At 44.4% G+C, this 17,422-nt stretch carries 11 protein-coding genes, 2 pseudogenes and 1 riboswitch; of the genes and pseudogenes, 4 read left to right on the forward strand and 9 right to left on the reverse strand.

What is annotated here, in order from left to right; all coding sequences use genetic code 11:
* Window positions 1-285: 285 nt before the first annotated feature.
* From CKJ95_RS16095 to CKJ95_RS16130, 8 genes and pseudogenes are all read right to left on the reverse strand, one after another.
* Window positions 286-606 carry a type II toxin-antitoxin system RelE/ParE family toxin gene (locus tag CKJ95_RS16095; RefSeq protein WP_099354478.1) on the reverse strand — a complete coding sequence of 107 codons (321 nt, stop codon included), beginning with the start codon at window positions 604-606 and terminating at the stop codon, window positions 286-288.
* A 376-nt stretch (window positions 607-982) separates the two neighbouring features.
* Window positions 983-2,089 (reverse strand): annotated as a pseudogene (wecB, locus tag CKJ95_RS16100) (non-hydrolyzing UDP-N-acetylglucosamine 2-epimerase); the annotation flags it as partial.
* A 63-nt stretch (window positions 2,090-2,152) separates the two neighbouring features.
* The gene (locus CKJ95_RS16105; RefSeq protein WP_099354479.1) at window positions 2,153-2,923 is read right to left on the reverse strand and encodes an SDR family oxidoreductase; all 771 of its coding nucleotides are present in this window, start codon (window positions 2,921-2,923) and stop codon (window positions 2,153-2,155) included.
* A 187-nt stretch (window positions 2,924-3,110) separates the two neighbouring features.
* Window positions 3,111-3,740, reverse strand: a complete 630-nt coding sequence (gene folE, locus CKJ95_RS16110; RefSeq protein ID WP_099354480.1) for a GTP cyclohydrolase I FolE — start codon at window positions 3,738-3,740, stop codon at window positions 3,111-3,113.
* A 324-nt stretch (window positions 3,741-4,064) separates the two neighbouring features.
* Complete coding sequence (locus CKJ95_RS16115) at window positions 4,065-5,255, reverse strand: glycosyl hydrolase family 8 (RefSeq protein ID WP_099354481.1); 1,191 nt, start codon at window positions 5,253-5,255, stop codon at window positions 4,065-4,067.
* A 109-nt stretch (window positions 5,256-5,364) separates the two neighbouring features.
* A pseudogene (locus tag CKJ95_RS16120) lies at window positions 5,365-6,606 on the reverse strand (glycosyltransferase family 2 protein); the annotation flags it as partial.
* On the reverse strand, window positions 6,599-8,374 hold the full coding sequence (locus CKJ95_RS16125) for a polysaccharide deacetylase family protein (protein WP_099354483.1): 1,776 nt from the start codon (window positions 8,372-8,374) through the stop codon (window positions 6,599-6,601). The gene CKJ95_RS16125 and the pseudogene CKJ95_RS16120, both read right to left, overlap by 8 nt.
* Window positions 8,371-9,984 (reverse strand): polysaccharide deacetylase family protein, encoded by a 1,614-nt coding sequence (locus CKJ95_RS16130; RefSeq protein WP_099354484.1) that lies wholly within the window; start codon window positions 9,982-9,984, stop codon window positions 8,371-8,373. The genes CKJ95_RS16125 and CKJ95_RS16130 overlap by 4 nt, the downstream gene beginning before the upstream one ends.
* A gap of 463 nt (window positions 9,985-10,447) precedes the next feature.
* Here CKJ95_RS16130 and CKJ95_RS16135 point away from each other — a divergent pair, with 463 nt between their 5' ends.
* Window positions 10,448-12,004 (forward strand): ATP-binding protein, encoded by a 1,557-nt coding sequence (locus CKJ95_RS16135; protein ID WP_099354485.1) that lies wholly within the window; start codon window positions 10,448-10,450, stop codon window positions 12,002-12,004.
* A 107-nt stretch (window positions 12,005-12,111) separates the two neighbouring features.
* Here the strand turns inward: CKJ95_RS16135 and CKJ95_RS16140 are convergent, their stop codons facing one another.
* Window positions 12,112-13,299 carry an acetyl-CoA C-acetyltransferase gene (locus CKJ95_RS16140; RefSeq protein ID WP_099354486.1) on the reverse strand — a complete coding sequence of 396 codons (1,188 nt, stop codon included), beginning with the start codon at window positions 13,297-13,299 and terminating at the stop codon, window positions 12,112-12,114.
* A gap of 588 nt (window positions 13,300-13,887) precedes the next feature.
* On the opposite strand from CKJ95_RS16140, the gene CKJ95_RS16145 reads away from it, so the two are divergent.
* From CKJ95_RS16145 to CKJ95_RS16155, 3 genes are all read left to right on the forward strand, one after another.
* Window positions 13,888-14,367: a sigma-70 family RNA polymerase sigma factor gene (locus CKJ95_RS16145; RefSeq protein WP_099354487.1), complete on the forward strand. Its 480-nt coding sequence runs from the start codon at window positions 13,888-13,890 to the stop codon at window positions 14,365-14,367.
* Between the two features lie 227 nt (window positions 14,368-14,594).
* Window positions 14,595-15,131 (forward strand): hypothetical protein, encoded by a 537-nt coding sequence (locus tag CKJ95_RS16150; protein WP_099354488.1) that lies wholly within the window; start codon window positions 14,595-14,597, stop codon window positions 15,129-15,131.
* Window positions 15,132-15,808: 677 nt separating this feature from the next.
* Window positions 15,809-17,092, forward strand: coding sequence for a M20 family metallo-hydrolase (locus CKJ95_RS16155; protein ID WP_099354489.1), 1,284 nt, complete (start codon window positions 15,809-15,811; stop codon window positions 17,090-17,092).
* Window positions 17,093-17,255: 163 nt separating this feature from the next.
* A riboswitch (purine riboswitch) is annotated at window positions 17,256-17,357 on the forward strand.
* The last annotated feature ends 65 nt before the right edge of the window (window positions 17,358-17,422 follow it).

A 17,422-nucleotide genomic window follows, 5' to 3' on the forward strand; every position in this document is an offset into this window, starting at 1 on the left:
TTTTCAATGACTTTTCGGACAACCCCTTAATGGTCGATTTGGTTTGATTCTGAAAGCTCTGTAATTTGCTTGGCTATTGTAGCTGTTGTGACATTCACTTTTATAGCAAAACTCTGCAGTAGGATAAAGGGATGAAGTATTGTGGGTACAAGTGGTAGCGGTATGTAACCGGGGAAATCTGAAGCACGGGGACAGACAGGTTCGCTGTCCCTTTTTCGGAGTATGGTGGTGAAGCAGCCCCTAAAAAGTCCACGTCACCGCCCGATTTTTGTTAGGACTACTCTACTAAATAAGGTCTTGGTACTTTTGTTTGCCGTACAGAACACGCATGACCACTACTTCTTTGTCAAACTCATTGACTAGGTGAAAAACAATATAATTAGCAACAATAAGCTTGCGATAACCTTTATTTTTTAATATTTCATCTCTTACATAACTACAAGAAAACGGGAAATCCTTTTGCCTCATGATGTTGGTTTCAATTTGTTCCAAAAGATTATCAGCTGCATCTTCATTGTAAAGTTCATTAGCAATATAACCATAAATCTCATCTAGATCTTCATATGCCTTTGGTGTAACTTTAATTTTGTATTTATTTTCTTCCATGCTTTTTCTTTAGGTCTTTAAAGACTTCTTCCCCATCTAAAAGGTTTTCTCCGTTTTTAATTTGTGCCTCCGCTTCAGCTAATTTTTGAAATAGCTCCAACTTCCCTAGAGACCTTTCATAGGTTTCCATACTCATTACAACTAAATCTCCATATCCATTCTTGGTAATGAAAATTGGTTCCTTGATTTGATGGCATAAGTCGGATATCTCAGTTGTATTTCTTAAATCCTTTATCGGACGAATCTCAGGCATAATCACATCTCCAGTACATAATTTTGCCTTAATTATAGCATTATTTTGACAAACTAACAATTTAGTTCCATATTCAAAGTGGGACGGAGGGACCTGTTCCCGTGACCCAGTGGCCTTTTGTTGAAAATGGGTTAGAATCGACCGTACAATTGGCTTTGCCGCATGTCCATCACCATACGGGTTCGAGGCCCGAGCCATTTTTTCATATTCTATCGGATTTGTTAGAAGTTCGTGTGCCAGTGTGAAAATTGAATGCTTGTCAGTTCCCGCGAGTTTTAGCGTCCCGGCTTCGATGCCTTCGGGGCGTTCGGTTGTATCTCGGAGGACGAGTACAGGTACGCCGAGCGATGGCGCTTCTTCCTGATTTCCGCCTGAGTCGGTCAAAATCATATGGGCTCTGGCTGCAAAGTTGTGGAAATCGAGTACAGGTAGTGGGTCGATTAGGTGGATTCGTTCATTGTTTCCGAGTATAGTTGTTGCGTCATCTTTTACGGCTGGGTTGAGATGGACTGGGTAGACGACCTGCACATCATCATGGACCTGCGTTTTCGTTTTATCGCTTTAAAAATGTTTTTCAGTGGTTCGCCAAGGTTTTCACGTCTGTGAGCTGTAAGTAGTAGAAGTCGACTGTTTCCGATTTTGTTCAAGATTGGATGTTGGTAGGATGGGTTGACCGTTAATTTGAGTGCGTCGATTCCGGTGTTGCCGGTGATAAAAAATTGGTGCTCAGGAATGTTCTCGTCGAGCAGGTTTTGAGCTGACTTTTTAGTAGGTGCAAAATGAAAATCGGCGATGCTTGTTGTCATTTTGCGGTTCATTTCTTCCGGAAACGGGGAGTACTTGTTGTGAGTTCTAAGTCCCGCCTCCACATGTCCGACTTTGATTTGATTGTAAAAGGCGGCTAGACTCGCTGCAAAAGTAGTCGTCGTATCCCCGTGAACTAAAACAAGATCAGGCTTTTCCTTTTTTTAAAATTCCATCGATCCCAGTGAGTGCACGGGTTGTAATACTGGTGAGCGTTTGCCGCTCCTGCATGATGTCTAAATCATAGTGGGGCTTAATATGAAAAGCGTCTAACACCTTGTCAAGCATATTTCGGTGCTGGCCCGTCACTGTCACAATTGGGATGATGTCATGTAGGTGATTCTCGAGTTCCTTAACGACCGGCGCCATCTTAATCGCCTCAGGCCGCGTGCCAAAAACCGTCATCACCTTCATTTTTCCGTTCATTTACTTGCTCCTTTCTGGTGGGTTTGGGTCGCAGGGACAGGTCCCTCGTCCCAATCTGGTGGGTCAACGGACCTGCCCCTTTATTTTATTTACAACATTTACCCCGCCCGATGCCGATATGACACTACCGGTGATAAAGTCTGAGTTTTCCTCGCAGAGAAAGGCTATGATTCTGGCAATATCTTCGCCGGTGCCTGGGCGGCCGATTGGGGTTTGGGGATCTTTTCGTGCACGGGCAGTGGTGATGGTGGCTTCTTTCATATCGCCAGTGATGTCACCCGGGCACACCATATTTGCAGTAATTCCGTGCTCGGCCTCCTCAAGGGCGATCGATTTGGTGAGCGAAACAAGTCCAACCTTCGCCGCACTGAAGGCAGCGCGATACATCCATCCAGGCGAGGTTTCGGCATCCTGAAAGCCATAGGTGATAATTCTGCCGAATTGCTGGCTGCGCATCACGGGAATTGTTAATTTGAGAAAGTGAAATACCGAACTTAGATTACCGTCGATCATCTCATTCCATTCGTGATCCTCGTAATCTACTAACCTCTTCCGCTCAAAAATATACGGTCCAGCGTTGTTAATCAGGTAGTCGATTCGGCCAAAGCGTTCCATCGCTTGGGTGAAAATGTTGGTGATATCCTCTTTTTTCGTGACGTCACCTTGAACGAATTGAATGCATTCTAAATAAGGCTTCCATTCTTGTCTCAGCTCTTCAACGCGCGCTACGTCACTCCTATAATTCACCGTCACAGAGTAACCCATTTTCAAAAATTCCTCCGTTACTTTTCTGCCTAAACCCTTCGTTCCCGCTGTAATAATTGCATGTCTCACCTATCTCACCTGCCTTTCTGGGATAGAAATATGTCCATGGGTTCTGCCTGCGGGACAAAGGGACAGGTCCCTTGTCCCTGTAAAAATATGGTGGGACGAGGGACCTGTCCCCGTGACCCGTTGTGGGTTGAAGACGCCCGTGACCCACGATGAGTCGAGCCCAGCTCCCCCACGGCCCACTTGAACCTTATCGATTTAATAGTGTTAGGAATTCAAGGCGTGCGTCTGGGCGCTGCTCGAATAGGCCTCTGACTGCTGTTGTTGTGGTTTCAGAGTTTGTTTTTTTGATTCCACGCCCACACATGCACATGTGCTTCGCTTCGATAACCACCATGGTACCTTGTGGCTCAAGGATTTCTTCGATGGCGTCTGCGATTTGATTTGTCAGCGTTTCTTGTACCTGGAATCTTTTTGCATAGCCTTCTACCATTCTTCCAATCTTGGAAAGCCCGGTCACCTTTTTATCTGGGATGTAGCCAACATGCGCAACACCAAAAAATGGTGCAAAATGATGCTCACACATGGAGTGGAACTCAATATTTTTCACAATTACGAGCTCGCGGTGTGCAACATCAAATACCTTTTTAAGATGGTCTTTCGGATCTTCTTGATAGCCTTCGGTGTATTCGAGAAATGCTTTAAGTACCCGCTGCGGCGTTTCGATGAGCCCGTCACGTGTCGGGTCGTCCCCACAAATTTCGATTAACTCCTTTAGCGCATCCGTAACGTGTTGAGCTTGTTTGATTTTTTCTGGCTTCCCTTCAAATATACGAGGAAATTTTTCAATTATGTTTCTTTCAGCATCTATTAAAGACATGTGTCGAACCTCTTTTCGTCGATAAGCATTAATTAACCTAGTAGTTCTCCTTTCGGGCTGGATTTCCTTCCTACGAAAGGACTATTTGCTAGGCGGAGGGGTTGGTTAAAAGGAGTATCATTGGTTTTGGTGTGTGCTAGTGAATGAGACCGTTTGGATATTTTCATCTCAGAGACATTTCATTATCACAAAGGCCCAACTTTGTCTTTGAAAACCATCCTCAAAGACATACGACTCGAACTCCCTCTTTGTTTTGTCTTTGAGAGGCTGTCTCAGAGACATTTCCCATGAAGCACAGCTTCGTTTTGTCTGCGAGATCCACTCTCAGAGACAATTCCCGCTAAGTTCGACAGCTTTTTGTCTTCGAAAGCTAGTCTCAAAACCATTCCAACTAGCTACACACAAGTTTATCCCTGATAAAACTTTCACTACCCTCCCCAAATACACCCGCTCCGCCAACATTGGCACGAGGTTGTCAAACACATGCGTGTTCCCGCTCTTATCGACCGAATAACCGCCGTAATACGGACTATTCTTATCATCATTTCTGAACGCAATCATCCGACGGTAAATCTCCTCCGCTAACTCTTTTTCACCTATTTCCATACTGTACATGAGCAAAAATCCGTAAACCGACGGAGATTCATAGTTGACAGTCGGCTGAGCATTCCCCAATTTATACCGCCCGTAAACCACGCCCGCATCCGACATCTCCTTTTTTACAAACTCTAAAAATTCCTGGGATACAACCCCAAGCTTTGCCTGGTGATAGGCAGCCAGCGCCTGATCGACCATATGAACCTCCTCGGCGAAACGATAGCCTCGGGCCCCGTACGATTTCGGATAAAATCCTGCCTTTATAGGTGCCTCTCTTAAAATTCCAATCGTCCGTTGAGCCGTTTCCTCATCAAGCAGCCCCCGCTCCCGCATCGACTCTATCGCAACCGGGTCAATATAGGACAAACTTAACGTTTTCCCGCTATACCCATACTGAGAATCGTAATAATCAGTTAAAAATCCAACTTGGGGCTGGGTGTTCCAAGTCTCCCCGATTTTTACAGCTGTCGTTCCATAGTCGCCACCCCATTTTTTCTGCGCCTGAAACAAGGCTTCCATGATTCTCAAGTCATCAACCAGTGCATTTGTATAGACTTGACTTGTCCCTAATTCGTTGAGTTTCCAATAAATAAACCCATCTTCCTCCATAAAATAAGCAACCAAAGATTGATACGCTTTTTCAAACAGCTTTCGGTCGTCTGCCACAATTGCGTATTGCATCCAAAGTCCGAGCGACTCTGACAGCGCCTCTCTTCCTTTTGCGAGGTCGGTGTCAAACTCATCGTCTGGAAGGACGTAGGTTGCGATTGTTCCGTTTGGGTTCATCAGCCATTTTTCAACGAATGACTGGGTAGGCGATGGTGATTTATTATTCCAAAATAATAAAACGACGAAAAAAACGATGATTATGACAAGTAGCGCAACGATTGCTCTCACCCCTTTAACCCGAACTTTCACCTTTAACCTCTTCCTTCACAGTTTTTTGGGACGCGGGACCTGTCCCTGTGTCCCGCGATGGGCCGCCCGAAACCCCCGTTGAGCCACCCGCCACAGCGCCCGCCCCTGCGAATCGTTTTGTTTTGTACCATTTGACTTCTTGGCGGAGGAGGATTCTCTTTAGTTCCAAGAAGGTTGCGTAGGCGACGAGGAGAATCCAAAGCTGGGAGTAGGTGAAGTACATTAGGAAGACGGTGAAAAATGTTTTCGTATTGAGTTGGTCTTTTTCCATGCTGAGGGTGAGGATGCCCTCTGTTACGAACAGTAAAAATCCGAGTATCAACAGGGCATATGATACGTACCCAATCGATAGGTTCAAATCGATAAATAGATTCGTAACAAAAATGACGTGTGACACCATTACACCGCCGAAGAATAATAGATACGTAAAGAAAAAGTAAAACAGGTCGACTCCGACTTTTTTATTTTTCAGCTTGAAAAAGCGGAGCATGTATTTCGCGATCACGTACAGATTGCCGCGCGCCCAGCGTGTGCGTTGGCGCCACCAGACCCTTAACGTCTCAGGCTCCTGTTCCCAGGTGACAGCCTCCGGGAAAAAGCGGATGTAGTAGCCTAGGTTGTAGACTCGAAAACTGAGTTCCGTATCCTCCGACAAGGCTTTTTCATCCCAGCCGCCTAGCTCCTCGAGAATCGACCTTCTGATTGCAAAATTCGTCCCTGGTATCGTCGTCATTTTAAACCAATACCATCTTCCCGCTTGGGCGAGCCACTGAAATGTGAGCGTCTCGATGTTGATTAACCGGGTTAACAAGTTTTTCCCCGCATTGATAACGCGAAATTTCCCAACACTCGCACCAGCCTGAGAATCATTCATTAACGCAATCGCGTGCCAGTAAACCGCATCTGGCTCTGGCGTATTATCGGCATCATAGACACAAATAATGTCGCCAGTAGCTTGTGCAAAGCCGATGTTCAGTGCGGCCGACTTCCCTTTTCCACCAAAAGGTGGCTTTGTGTGAATGGCTTTTATAAAATGGTATTCTCGCGTGAACTCATCCACAATTTCTCCAGTTCGGTCACTTGAATTATCGTTGATTACAATCACTTCAAGCCGATCAAGCGGATAGCGCAAAGCGCACATCGACTCCAGTGTGTCACGGATGACGACCTCCTCATTGTGCGCCGGAATAAGGATGCTCACCCTTGGAAACGGGGTGCGATTTTTCTCCCATTCGCGCGCTTTCTTGCGATATCTGACCGAATGGAGGTAACCGCCCTGCATCAGGAACATGTGGTAAAACAACATCGACCAAATCAAAAAGAGGGAAATATACATAAATGTGTCAGCCATAATACTCCCTCCTCCATTTCCATCGTAAATATAGTCCATATAGTGTAAAAAGAACAACAGCAAACCCACCGGCTCCGACCAATACCCATGTTAAATGCTGCGAAAAGTATTTAATTCTGTAAAAAATATAGCTCGGGGATGATGCGAACAGACCTGTATAATTGATGTCCACTTTTATTTTTCCTTCACCAGACTCAATCGTGACATTCTCGGTGTGAACGGTATTGACCCGCTCCTTCAGGTCAATCCACTCGACATTCGGGATTTCTTCCAACTCTGCTAAAAGCTTTTGAAAGACCTCCACCTTAAGAAACGGATGGTAGAATCCAGCAACAAAGCCGTCACGCATAATCGAGTAGCGGTGCGCTTCCTTGATCATCGATTCAATCGCGTTCGGATCCTTCGGGTCAACAAAACCAATTGTTTCCGGCAACAAGGTCATACCGTGGAACATACTCGGCGTCGTTTCAGCCGGTGAGGTCCCCATCACTTCCCAGTTCTCGTCACTGAGCTGGACCTGACCGACGTATGTTGAAAAATGCTCCGACAAAACGTTGTACCCATTTTGCGACATCGTGTAGTGCGGCGCCTCAAACGCAAGTGGGAACAGCCCGTAATTCACAAGCTCCTCAATTCCACGCTGAATTTTTTCTTCTATATATTCCGTCTCGAATTCAAGCTGACTTTTTCGGAATGCCTCATATTCAGCATCAGTCGCAAAATCACGGCGCGTTTTTTTTATGACATCTTCACTTGCCTTATGGTAAATTGGCATATTGTTGTCGACATCCCAAAACTCAAAGCCCTCCCCCGTCTCACTTGCTTTGAATTGATGGGTGTAACCATGGAGCACAATGCTGCCACCGTTGTTTTGCATATATTTAAGCGCCTTTAATAGATTCGGCGAGTCTGAAAAATGGTACTCTTTTTCTGTATCCGGGTTGGTATAAACCGGAATGACCGCGACCATATAAGGAATCTGCTTTTCTTTTAAAATCTCTGCGATTTCCATAACCTTTTTTGGGTCAGCCATCGGGTGAATGTCCTCGAGTCGGATGTAACCCGGACGAATGTGAACATGCTCATCTTCAAAAACAGTGTGAAGCGCATCCCCAAGGAAAATCGCTTTTGTGTACTCAATAATTGGCGACGCATAGTAATAGGATTGATTTTTACCAAGAAACAACGGGTACTCATTTTCCACACCATGACTTGCTTTAACAAGCGTTTCGGCACCCTCCGCATTTACCTGCAGAATACTCTGCGGAAAAATGTTGATGGAGTCCGTTTCGTTCGTTACTTTCGAAACCGACACTTCTCTTTCGACTTTCATAAAAGAAAACCGGTCCACGAGTTGTTCAGAGTTGTGGCCGATGGCAACGAGGGTTCCGTTAAAATTAGTTAGTACATTTTTAAAATTGTCCGGCAGTGTTTCCTTGACTTGCCCGTGATAAAAGAGATGTGTGACGCCAGCTAGATCTTTGGGTTCGACCTCCTTTGTACTTTTAAACGTAATGTCATCTGTAAAATGCCCGACAAGCAGGTCCAGTACCCGCTGCTGATCCGTCATCTCCCCCGTCTGAGACGAAAACACCACCAACACCCGGTGGGACGAGGTGGCACCATTGGACGGAATTGTGCCCTCAGCCAGATGGGTCACGGGGACAGGTCCCTTGTCCCAGGCCTTGGCAAATGCCCAGTGGGACGAGGGACCTGTCCCTATGTCCCACAGGAGCAGTATGGCGAGTAATAGTGTAATGATTTTCATGTCGATTCACCTCTTTTTAGGGAGATAACTGCAACGAAAAGTGTAATCGCGGCCCCCATAAGCACCCAGAGTGTATTGTCACGAAACAAATGGAATAATTCGGCTAGGGATAGAGGAATCACCTTCTTGTCGACGAACGATTCACGGTCAATGTCCCAATCCATTTTGCCGTTTTCCGATTGTATCCAAATCCCCTCTGCTTTCACTGTGTTGTTCAACATTTTCAGGTCAATCCACTGGACGCCTGGTATTTTTTCAAATTCATCTAGGATTTCAATCAGTCCCCTTGCACCCAAGAACGGATGATAGAAGCCGCCAATGACGCCGTCCCGAACAGTTGTAAAATCATGAATACGCGACTTCATTTCCTGAATTGACTGCGGATCTTCATAGCGCACATAGCGAATCGTCTCAGGCAAAAGCTGCATGCCATGAAGATAGGTCGGTTTCGTGATATAAGGCGATTCGGTCATGATGCGCCAGTCCTTGTCTGTCAGCTGAAGCTGGCCGATGATCGTTGAAAAATGTTCAGACAGTAGTTTATACCCGTTTTGGCTCATTGCATAATGCGGCGCCTCGAATGCGAGTGGGTAAAGCTCATACTCAACAAGATCCTGGAGCCCCTGTTGGATCCGATTTTTGATGTATTTTTGTTCATTTTGAGTAATTGGCGAGTTTCGTGTTGTGTCCCAGAATTCGAAACCATCACCGGTTTTCGTATTTTCGTATTGGTCCGTGTACCCGTGAAGAATGATGCTGCCGCCATTGTCCTGCATGTATTTGAGCGCCGCGCGAACATCAGGCGCATCCTTAATGTGGTACTCTTCGTCCGTTTGCGGGTTGAGATAGACCGGAATGACTGACACCATATACGGAATGTCGCGTCGCTCTAGGATTCTCGCAATCTCCATTAACTGCTTCGAGTCTGAAGCCGGATTGACGTCCTCCAGTCTGAGATAAGCCTGAGTGGGCGCTTGGTGTTCCGTGTTGAAGACTTCATGCAAGGCCTCCGCTAAAAAATTGGAGATAGGCGGGAACAAATTATTTGTCGCGTAATAATATTTATTTTCCTTTTTGACTAGGAGTGGGTAGGATTCGTTGGCTTGCTTCGCTTCGATTAGAGTATCTGCGGTGGTTTCTATTTGGATGATATTCGTAGGGTCGACTTTAATCGTTTTATTTTCTTCAGGAAGATAGAGTTCCTCGGTGTACAACTCGATTTGGCTTGCTTTTATAAATGGAAAAATCGCTTGTTGCTGTTCGATATTGAGACCAATTGACATGACGGTTCCGTTGAATGCGGCCAAGATGTCAATAACCTTGGGTGGCAGTTGTTCCTGCGTTTGTCCGTAGTAAAAAAGATGGGTCACACCCTTCATATCCCCGGCTTCAACCTCGGTGCTACTTTTGAATGAGATGTCTTCTGTAAAGTGGCTTATCAGCATGTCCAGAAGGCGCTGATGCTCATCGACTTGGTTAGTTTGCGATGAAAAGATGACCAGCACTTTCGGATCTTTCGCTGCCGCTTTCGTTGTTGGTGCATAAATGAGCCCTATCATTAGGGCAATGCTCATGATGATTTTCCAATTAATGTAGGTTCGCTGACTCATATCGTTCCCTCACATTTAATGCGTCCTATCATGAGTACTCCGTCGGTATGGGCGTTGGACAAGCCTTCATGCTGTCCTCCCCTCCATTCCTCCCTCCCAGACGAAAATGGTCCTTTCGCTGAATGAAGAAATACTCATATAAGTAAAGCTATGAGCCTTTTTTCCAATTTAGTATCACAAATGAACAAGTTCTTAAAAAAGAATTTTCGGGTCACACCCTTGTGGTTCACAGGGACAGGTCCCTTGTCCCAAAAAAGGGGTACAACTGCACCCCCTAATTTCGACATAGTTCGAGCAAGCCACCTTACTTCTTCTACTACTTTTGTAGTATTTTGTTTGAAATGGTACTGTTTTCCATTCTTTTTCATTGCGGTGCCGATTGTTTTATGAGTAAAATTTTTTATGATATATGTCAAAAGTTAAATAAAATTAAAGATTTTTAGTTTTGGGGGGCTCTCTTTTTATGGTTTCAAATGAAGTAAAAAATGAGGAGCAAAGGAGGGATTCTCATTTAAGCCAGTTGGCTTCGGTTGGTCAAATTGCGGCAGGGATTGCCCATGAGGTGCGAAACCCATTGACAGCAGTGAAAGGATTTTTGCAACTTCTTCAGAAAGAGGAGGAGCATGCTTATCTCGATATTGCGCAGAGTGAACTCGAAAATGCGCTTGTTACCTTGAACAATTTGCTTCAGGTGTCCAAGCCTGATTTGGAGGACGAGGACGCGCAATCGATCCATCTTGCTACAGAGCTGGAATCCATTTTAAACCTATTTTTAGAAAAATTATATGAAATTGAGATTGTGACGGACTTCCAAAGTACAGATGCAACGATTGTCGGCAAGAAAAATCAGTTTAAGAAAGCCTTTTTTAACCTGATAAAAAATGCAATTGAATCCATTGAGGGATCGGGAAACATTTCGATTACACACCGTGCTGACGAAAAGGAAGTTATGGTGATCATTCAAGATTCGGGTATCGGTATCCCGAAAGAAAAAATGAATCTCCTCGGAACGCCATTTTTTTCAACAAAGGACGCCGGAACTGGGATGGGGCTTGCTCAGGTGTTCTCCGTGGTCTATCAGCATGGCGGTGATATTTCAGTCGAAAGCGAAGAAAATGTCGGAACAACTTTTACAATCAAACTACCAAGGCATCACAATACGATAAATCGGGGTGTACGAAAATTGGACGTTGTATACAAAGATTCAATTAAAGAGTTTTTCCTAGCAAACAAAGTATACTTTGAAGAAAAACTGCTTGAAGAAGCCACCAACGTGAAGGATAAAATCAAGGATATTCATAGAATCGGAAATATCAATCTTCTCGAGAACGCTCATAAACTCGTACTCTATATCGTCGAAGAGCGAGAGCATGAATTGATTACCTTCGCAAAACAAGAAGGTATCGCCTGGGCAAAAAATTCGCTGACAGTCGCGTTTAAACTTGAGTGGGTCCAAGCCATTCGCCGCACGCTTTGGGACTTTCTATACAATTATGATTTACTATCCAATACTGAAACCAGTCGTGACGACTTCTTCTCACTTGAAAAAAGGATAAATGTTCAGCTGGACTATTTCTTTACACACTTTTTCATCAGCTATTCGAGGTTCAAGGACGAACTACTTGAGTCGCAGAGACAGCTTGTTGAAAATCTGTCTGTGCCGATCATCCCAATTAATCAAGATACGCATATCATCCCGCTAATTGGAGGAATTGATAAAATTCGTATCTTGACAATTGAGGATAAAATTTTAGCTAGCATTGAAAATGAACATATTCGTACGCTAATTATGGATCTATCCGGTGTTGCGTTCATGGAGGATGAAGTGATTTTTCGCTTTATGAAGCTGATTGAGGGCGTTAAAATGATGGGTTGTCAAACGGTCCTCACCGGCATCCGTGCCGAAATCGTGAAGAAGATGATTGCATTGGACGTCAGTATTTCGGATATCGCGGATTCAAAAGGAACGCTGCAGCTGGCATTGAATGATTACTTATATACAGGGGTTACTGCGGAGTAGGTTTTTCTTAGTTTGTCCCTGGGACGAGGGACCTGTCCCTCCGACCCACCACCTCAGCCCCCACTTAAAAAGGCCTTCAGAACATTTTTCTGAAGGCCTCGATTATTTTAGGACTTAGTATTTTCTATGATCATGGCAATTCCTTGGCCCCCGCCGATGCAGAGGCTGACTACTGCGTATCTTTGGCCCCGGCGTCTTAGTTCATACGCTGCTGATAGCAGAATTCGTGCGCCACTTGCACCGACTGGGTGTCCAAGTGCAACAGCACCACCATTGACGTTTGTTTTCTCTCGATCCAGTCCAAGTTCTTTTTCGACTGACAGGTATTGGGCAGCAAAGGCTTCGTTTACTTCCACCAAATCCAGATCAGCTAGAGTAAGTCCCGCACGCTCCAGTGCTTTTTTAATTGCTGGAACCGGTCCGATTCCCATGATAGTTGGGTCAACCCCCGCTACACCCCACGAAATGACTTTCGCAAGAGGTTTGAGTCCATTTTCTCGAACGGCTTTTTCACCTGCAACAACCACTGATGCAGCGCCATCATTAATGCCAGATGCATTCGCCGCGGTAACTGTTCCGTCCGATATGAATGATGGGCGCAGTTTGCTCATCGACTCCAAATTCACGTTAGGCTTGATGTGTTCATCTTTATCTATAAGAATACTACCTTTTCTCGTTTTCACCTCGACCGCGACAATTTCTTCCGCAAATGTTCCGTTCTCGGCTGCTCTGGATGCCCTCAGGTTTGATTCGATCGCAAATTTGTCTTGTTCTTCACGAGAAATGGAATACTGTTCTGCTAGTTTTTCAGCCGTCATCCCCATACCTTTTCCTGTGTATTGGTCGGTCAGGGTTGTTAGCAGCATGTCTTCAAACTGAAGATTGCCCATTTTTGACCCGCCAAATCGTTGTTTGAAATTCGCATACGGAGATTGGGACATGTTCTCTGTTCCCCCTGCCAGCACAATGTTGGCGTCACCTACTAAAATATGATGAGCGGCGGAAACCACTGATTGCAGACCAGACCCACAAAGGCGGTTGACCATAAACGCAGGGACTTCCTGAGGAACGCCACTATGTAGTGCGATGTGCCGAGCCAGGTAGGATGCATTTTTTTCCGTATGAATCACGTTTCCGTAAATCACGTGATCAATTTGCGCCGGGTCGACCTTAGACCGCTTCATAGCCTCAACTGCTGTCGCGCGTCCTAATTCGGTTGCCCCTGTTCCAGCAAACGATCCTCCAAAACTAGTAAACGCAGTACGAGCTCCATCAATAATAAAAATTGGTTCCATGACAATACCTCCTTTTATCACTAGTTTACCATGATACCAATCATATGTAATGAATATTCTGACTAATATATATTTGGAAAGAGGCGTACATTGCTGCACACCCAATCTTAGACTCATTCAGTTGTCTTATGTCGAATCGTGGTTGCAATTCTGTCGATTCATGGTTGCTATATTTTTGTCGAATTCTGGCTGCTCTAATCAGGGGAAGAAATATGAAAATATGAGAACTATGTATTGAAAATGAAACGCTGGGATTATGATATGTGTTTTTATGAAAGTAGGGTCACTGCGTTTCAGCACAGCAGTTGTAGGTCTTAAGTAGGATTTCTGTTTTTATAATAATCGAAAATTCGACAAAATATCTGTGAACTTGATCACATCTTTCAACATTTTTTGCAATTTTTTTAAGTTTTTTTCATTTTGATTTATTCAAACGTGAAGTTTCGCTAGACCATACGTTACATACGACACCCTTCCTATCCCCTCGTACGTGAAGTTTACCATTTGGACTGCCCACCTTGTAACCTAGTAAATTGGTGTTACCGGCGGAATAAGTGAGGAACGCGTTCTTTAAAAGGACCATATTACATGGAATTTGAGGAATTAGCAGAACAGTATAAACCATTAATTTTTCAGGTGATAAAAAGCTTGCGCTTGTACGGAGACAAGGAAACATTTTTTCAGATTGGCTTGATTGGACTTTGGGAGGCGTCGACCCGCTTTAACCCTGGGAAAGGTGTTGAGTTTTCGACATTTGCCTTTTCAACCATTCGAGGGAAACTCCTGGATCATTTAAAAAAGGAAGTTCGATATCAGGAGCATTGCCAGCCTTCAGGGGAACAGATTTTTATGAATTTTGCAGATAGTTCAGAGGGTTTTCAAATGGATTTGATCGAGATGTACGGGGAAAAATTAACGAAAAATCAGGTGAAGTGGGTTCAAGGGCGGATTATTGAGGATAAAAGTTATAAGGAAATTGCGATTGAACATGGGGTTACGGTGGAATCGGTGAAGTCGTGGGGGAAACAAGCTGTTAAAAAGTTGCGTGAAATTATTATTTTAGAATAGTAATCTCAGAGGTGTTTTTCCCAAACAAACATTTGATTGAATTGCGGTTTTGTGTTCATACAAATGTTTGTTTGAATTTTACATTAGTCAGTTTGCAAGATTGCTAGTTCAAACAAACATTTAATTGAATTTAAACAAGCGCTTGTTTGAGTTTTAGGCTCATTTTTCGAGGATAATGAATGATTAGGATTGTGGCAATGGGCAACAATGTATGGTGAGGTGAGAACATGATTAAGAGGTTGCTGATTCTCGCAATCATTGTGGAACTTGGCGTGTTTTGGGTTGTGATTCAGGAAAAGGAAACGGTCCAAGTCCAAGTCCAAGCGACAAAATTGCCGCAGCGCGAGCTTCATTTGGATATGAAAAAGGTCCCTGCTTCTGAACCGGATCCTGCGGTTGAAACAGCGGCGACGACTGACCCTTTGGCGGTAATAAAAGACAAATATACGGTTGAATTTGAGAGTCTAGAGAAGGAAACAAAAAAGAAAGCGAAGGAATTGCTGGCTCAGGCCAAGGCAGACTTTATTGAGGAATCGACTGATGGAATCGCCGCATTGCAGGTCATGAGCAGCTATTATAACGAGTTCAAGACACTGGAAAAAGATACCGATGTGGCGTTCGAGAAGATCTATTCAGAGCTCGAGGCCGAACTAGTGGCAGGCGGCTATTCGAAGGACGAGGCCACCCCATTCCGGGATGAGTACGAGGAAAAGAAGAAGAAAATGCTGAAAAAAGCACTTGAGGTTCAGGGGAGTTATGAGTGAGGAAGAAAAAAGATTAGGTGCTGCTAACACCTAATCAACACAATTATATGCCGCAAGTGAGCCCTTTGCCCACGAACATAGAAGTGATACCAAAAAGAAGTAACTACCTAAATCCTAGGCGTGAATAGGCGGTTACTTCTTTTTGTTTTCAACACATTATTCGTTTTTTTCGCTACTAATGCCACCTCAACAAGTTGAATTAAGTGGTTATTATGATTATAATAAAGATATAATAAAAAAGATCAGGTGCACCAACACCTGATCAACACAATTACATGCCGCAAAGTGAGCGGCTAACCAATGTCTTGAGAACTACAAAAATGAAGTAATCACCCAAAATCCTTTGGACTAGGTGGGGCGGTTACTTCTTTTTGTTTGCAACGAACAACATTACTACAATTGTGATGACCCCTAGCAAAACTAAATTAGCTTGCATTGCCACGGACATTGCCTCGTATGTCGTCATTTTTACCACCTCCCTTCAACCAGGAAGTGGCTAACCGCCCACCCGCTTTATGTAACTGCAACTCTATTTTAACATTTCAGATAATAGATTACTAGTAAAAATAGAACGTTTGTTCCTATTTTGTTCTCCCTTCAAAAATAATATTTTTGCGCGATAACAGTTACAAGATGTGGTAGAATTATAAAAAAAATTAAAAAGGAGCTACCCTACCTTGAACTTATTTGACAAGTTAGTTTCAACTTATGATCTATCATTAGATAAAAACGGCGTAAATGGAGAGCGTTTGGCGTCTCGCCTGTCTGCTCTTTCAGAAATTGGGTTAACCGGAGACAACGGTTCACACCGAACTGGATTCTCCCCTGAGGAAAAGGCAGCAAAAGATTTGGTGAAACAATGGATGGAGGAAGCAGGTCTCGTTGTAACTGAAGACGGAGCTGGAAATGTTTTCGGCCGAATCGATGGCAAAAACCCAAATCTACCAGCAATTATGTCTGGTTCCCATGTTGATAGTGTTCCGAACGGTGGACATTTCGATGGTCCACTTGGTGTGCTTGCGGCGCTCGAGGTTGCTAGTGCATGGAAACAAACGGGATTTGTGCCGGAACGCCCATTTGAAGTGGTTATTTTTACAGATGAAGAAGGCGCCCGTTTTAACGGAGGTTTTAGCGGAAGTGCAGCCATGATTGGGGAAGTAACAAGGGAAGAATACATTAAGAAGACCGACTTCAATGGCGACTCTTTTACAACCGTTTTAGAGAATATTGGACTTCCGGTAGACGGATATTTTAATTCCAAAAGAGATCTGTCCAAACTTGAGGCGTTCGTAGAGTTACATATCGAGCAAGGAAAAAGATTAGAGAAGGCTGGTGTGCCAGTTGGAATTGTGACTGGGATCGCTGGGCCATGTTGGTTACGAATGACATTTTCGGGACTTGCTGGGCATGCGGGTAACACGCCAATGAATGACCGAAAGGATGCATTGGTTGCAGCGAGCCAGTTCATTCATGAGGTCCAATCTCTTCCTAGCCAGGTAAGTTCATCAGCGGTTGCAACCGTTGGTAAAGTCGACGTTCTTCCAAACGGCGCAAATGTCATACCAGGTGAAGTTCGCCTAACAGTGGACATTCGTGATATCAAAAAGGAAACACGAGACCAACTTATTGAAATGGTGATTGAAAAAGCACAAACAATTTCTCAGGCACATGGAATTGAACTTCAATATGAAGAAACTTTCCGTGAAGCACCGGTTCCAATCAGCGAAGACATGCAGAAAAAGCTTGAAAAGTCCGTTGTTGCTCAAGGAATCGAACCGGTCTATTTACCAAGCGGTGCCGGCCACGACGCGATGATTGTTGGACACGTATTGCCGGTAGCGATGATTTTCGCTCAGAGCAAAGACGGCGTTAGCCACAACCCAGCTGAGTGGACTTCTTTAAACGACTGCGTTCAGTCAGTACATGTGTTGAAGGATTTTGTGGAGAATTACGATAATTGATTTGGGACAGTGGGACAGGTACACTGTCCCACTTTTTTTCGGTGAACCACAGGTACGGTTCTCTTGGTTTTATGGACCAGGAGAACCGTACCCATGGTCCCCTCTTTTTCCAACTCCCACCATTTACAAATTTCGCATGCCGTAATAGAATAGGTACATACCATTTTGAATATCGGCATTCACTCATATAATCACGGGGATATGGCCCGTAAGTTTCTACCAGCGCACCGTAAATACGCTGACTATGAGTGAGCAATGGGAATGCATTTATGCTTATTCCACTTTCCTTCGTTGAAAGCCTGAAGGTCATTGACTCACTCATATTTGAGG

It is taken from the genome of Fredinandcohnia onubensis, assembly GCF_002734285.1.
Lineage (GTDB): Bacteria > Bacillota > Bacilli > Bacillales > Bacillaceae_L > Ferdinandcohnia > Ferdinandcohnia onubensis_A.

Excerpts from the sequence above, each read along its gene's own strand:
- CKJ95_RS16130 (WP_099354484.1), bottom strand. The coding sequence starts at position 9,984 with ATGAGTCAGCGAACCTACATTAATTGGAAAATCATCATGAGCATTGCC.
- folE (WP_099354480.1), bottom strand. The coding sequence starts at position 3,740 with ATGTCTTTAATAGATGCTGAAAGAAACATAATTGAAAAATTTCCTCGT.
- CKJ95_RS16140 (WP_099354486.1), bottom strand. The coding sequence starts at position 13,299 with ATGGAACCAATTTTTATTATTGATGGAGCTCGTACTGCGTTTACTAGT.
- CKJ95_RS16135 (WP_099354485.1), top strand. The coding sequence starts at position 10,448 with ATGGTTTCAAATGAAGTAAAAAATGAGGAGCAAAGGAGGGATTCTCAT.
- CKJ95_RS16125 (WP_099354483.1), bottom strand. The coding sequence starts at position 8,374 with ATGAAAATCATTACACTATTACTCGCCATACTGCTCCTGTGGGACATA.
- CKJ95_RS16150 (WP_099354488.1), top strand. The coding sequence starts at position 14,595 with ATGATTAAGAGGTTGCTGATTCTCGCAATCATTGTGGAACTTGGCGTG.
- CKJ95_RS16095 (WP_099354478.1), bottom strand. The coding sequence starts at position 606 with ATGGAAGAAAATAAATACAAAATTAAAGTTACACCAAAGGCATATGAA.
- CKJ95_RS16145 (WP_099354487.1), top strand. The coding sequence starts at position 13,888 with ATGGAATTTGAGGAATTAGCAGAACAGTATAAACCATTAATTTTTCAG.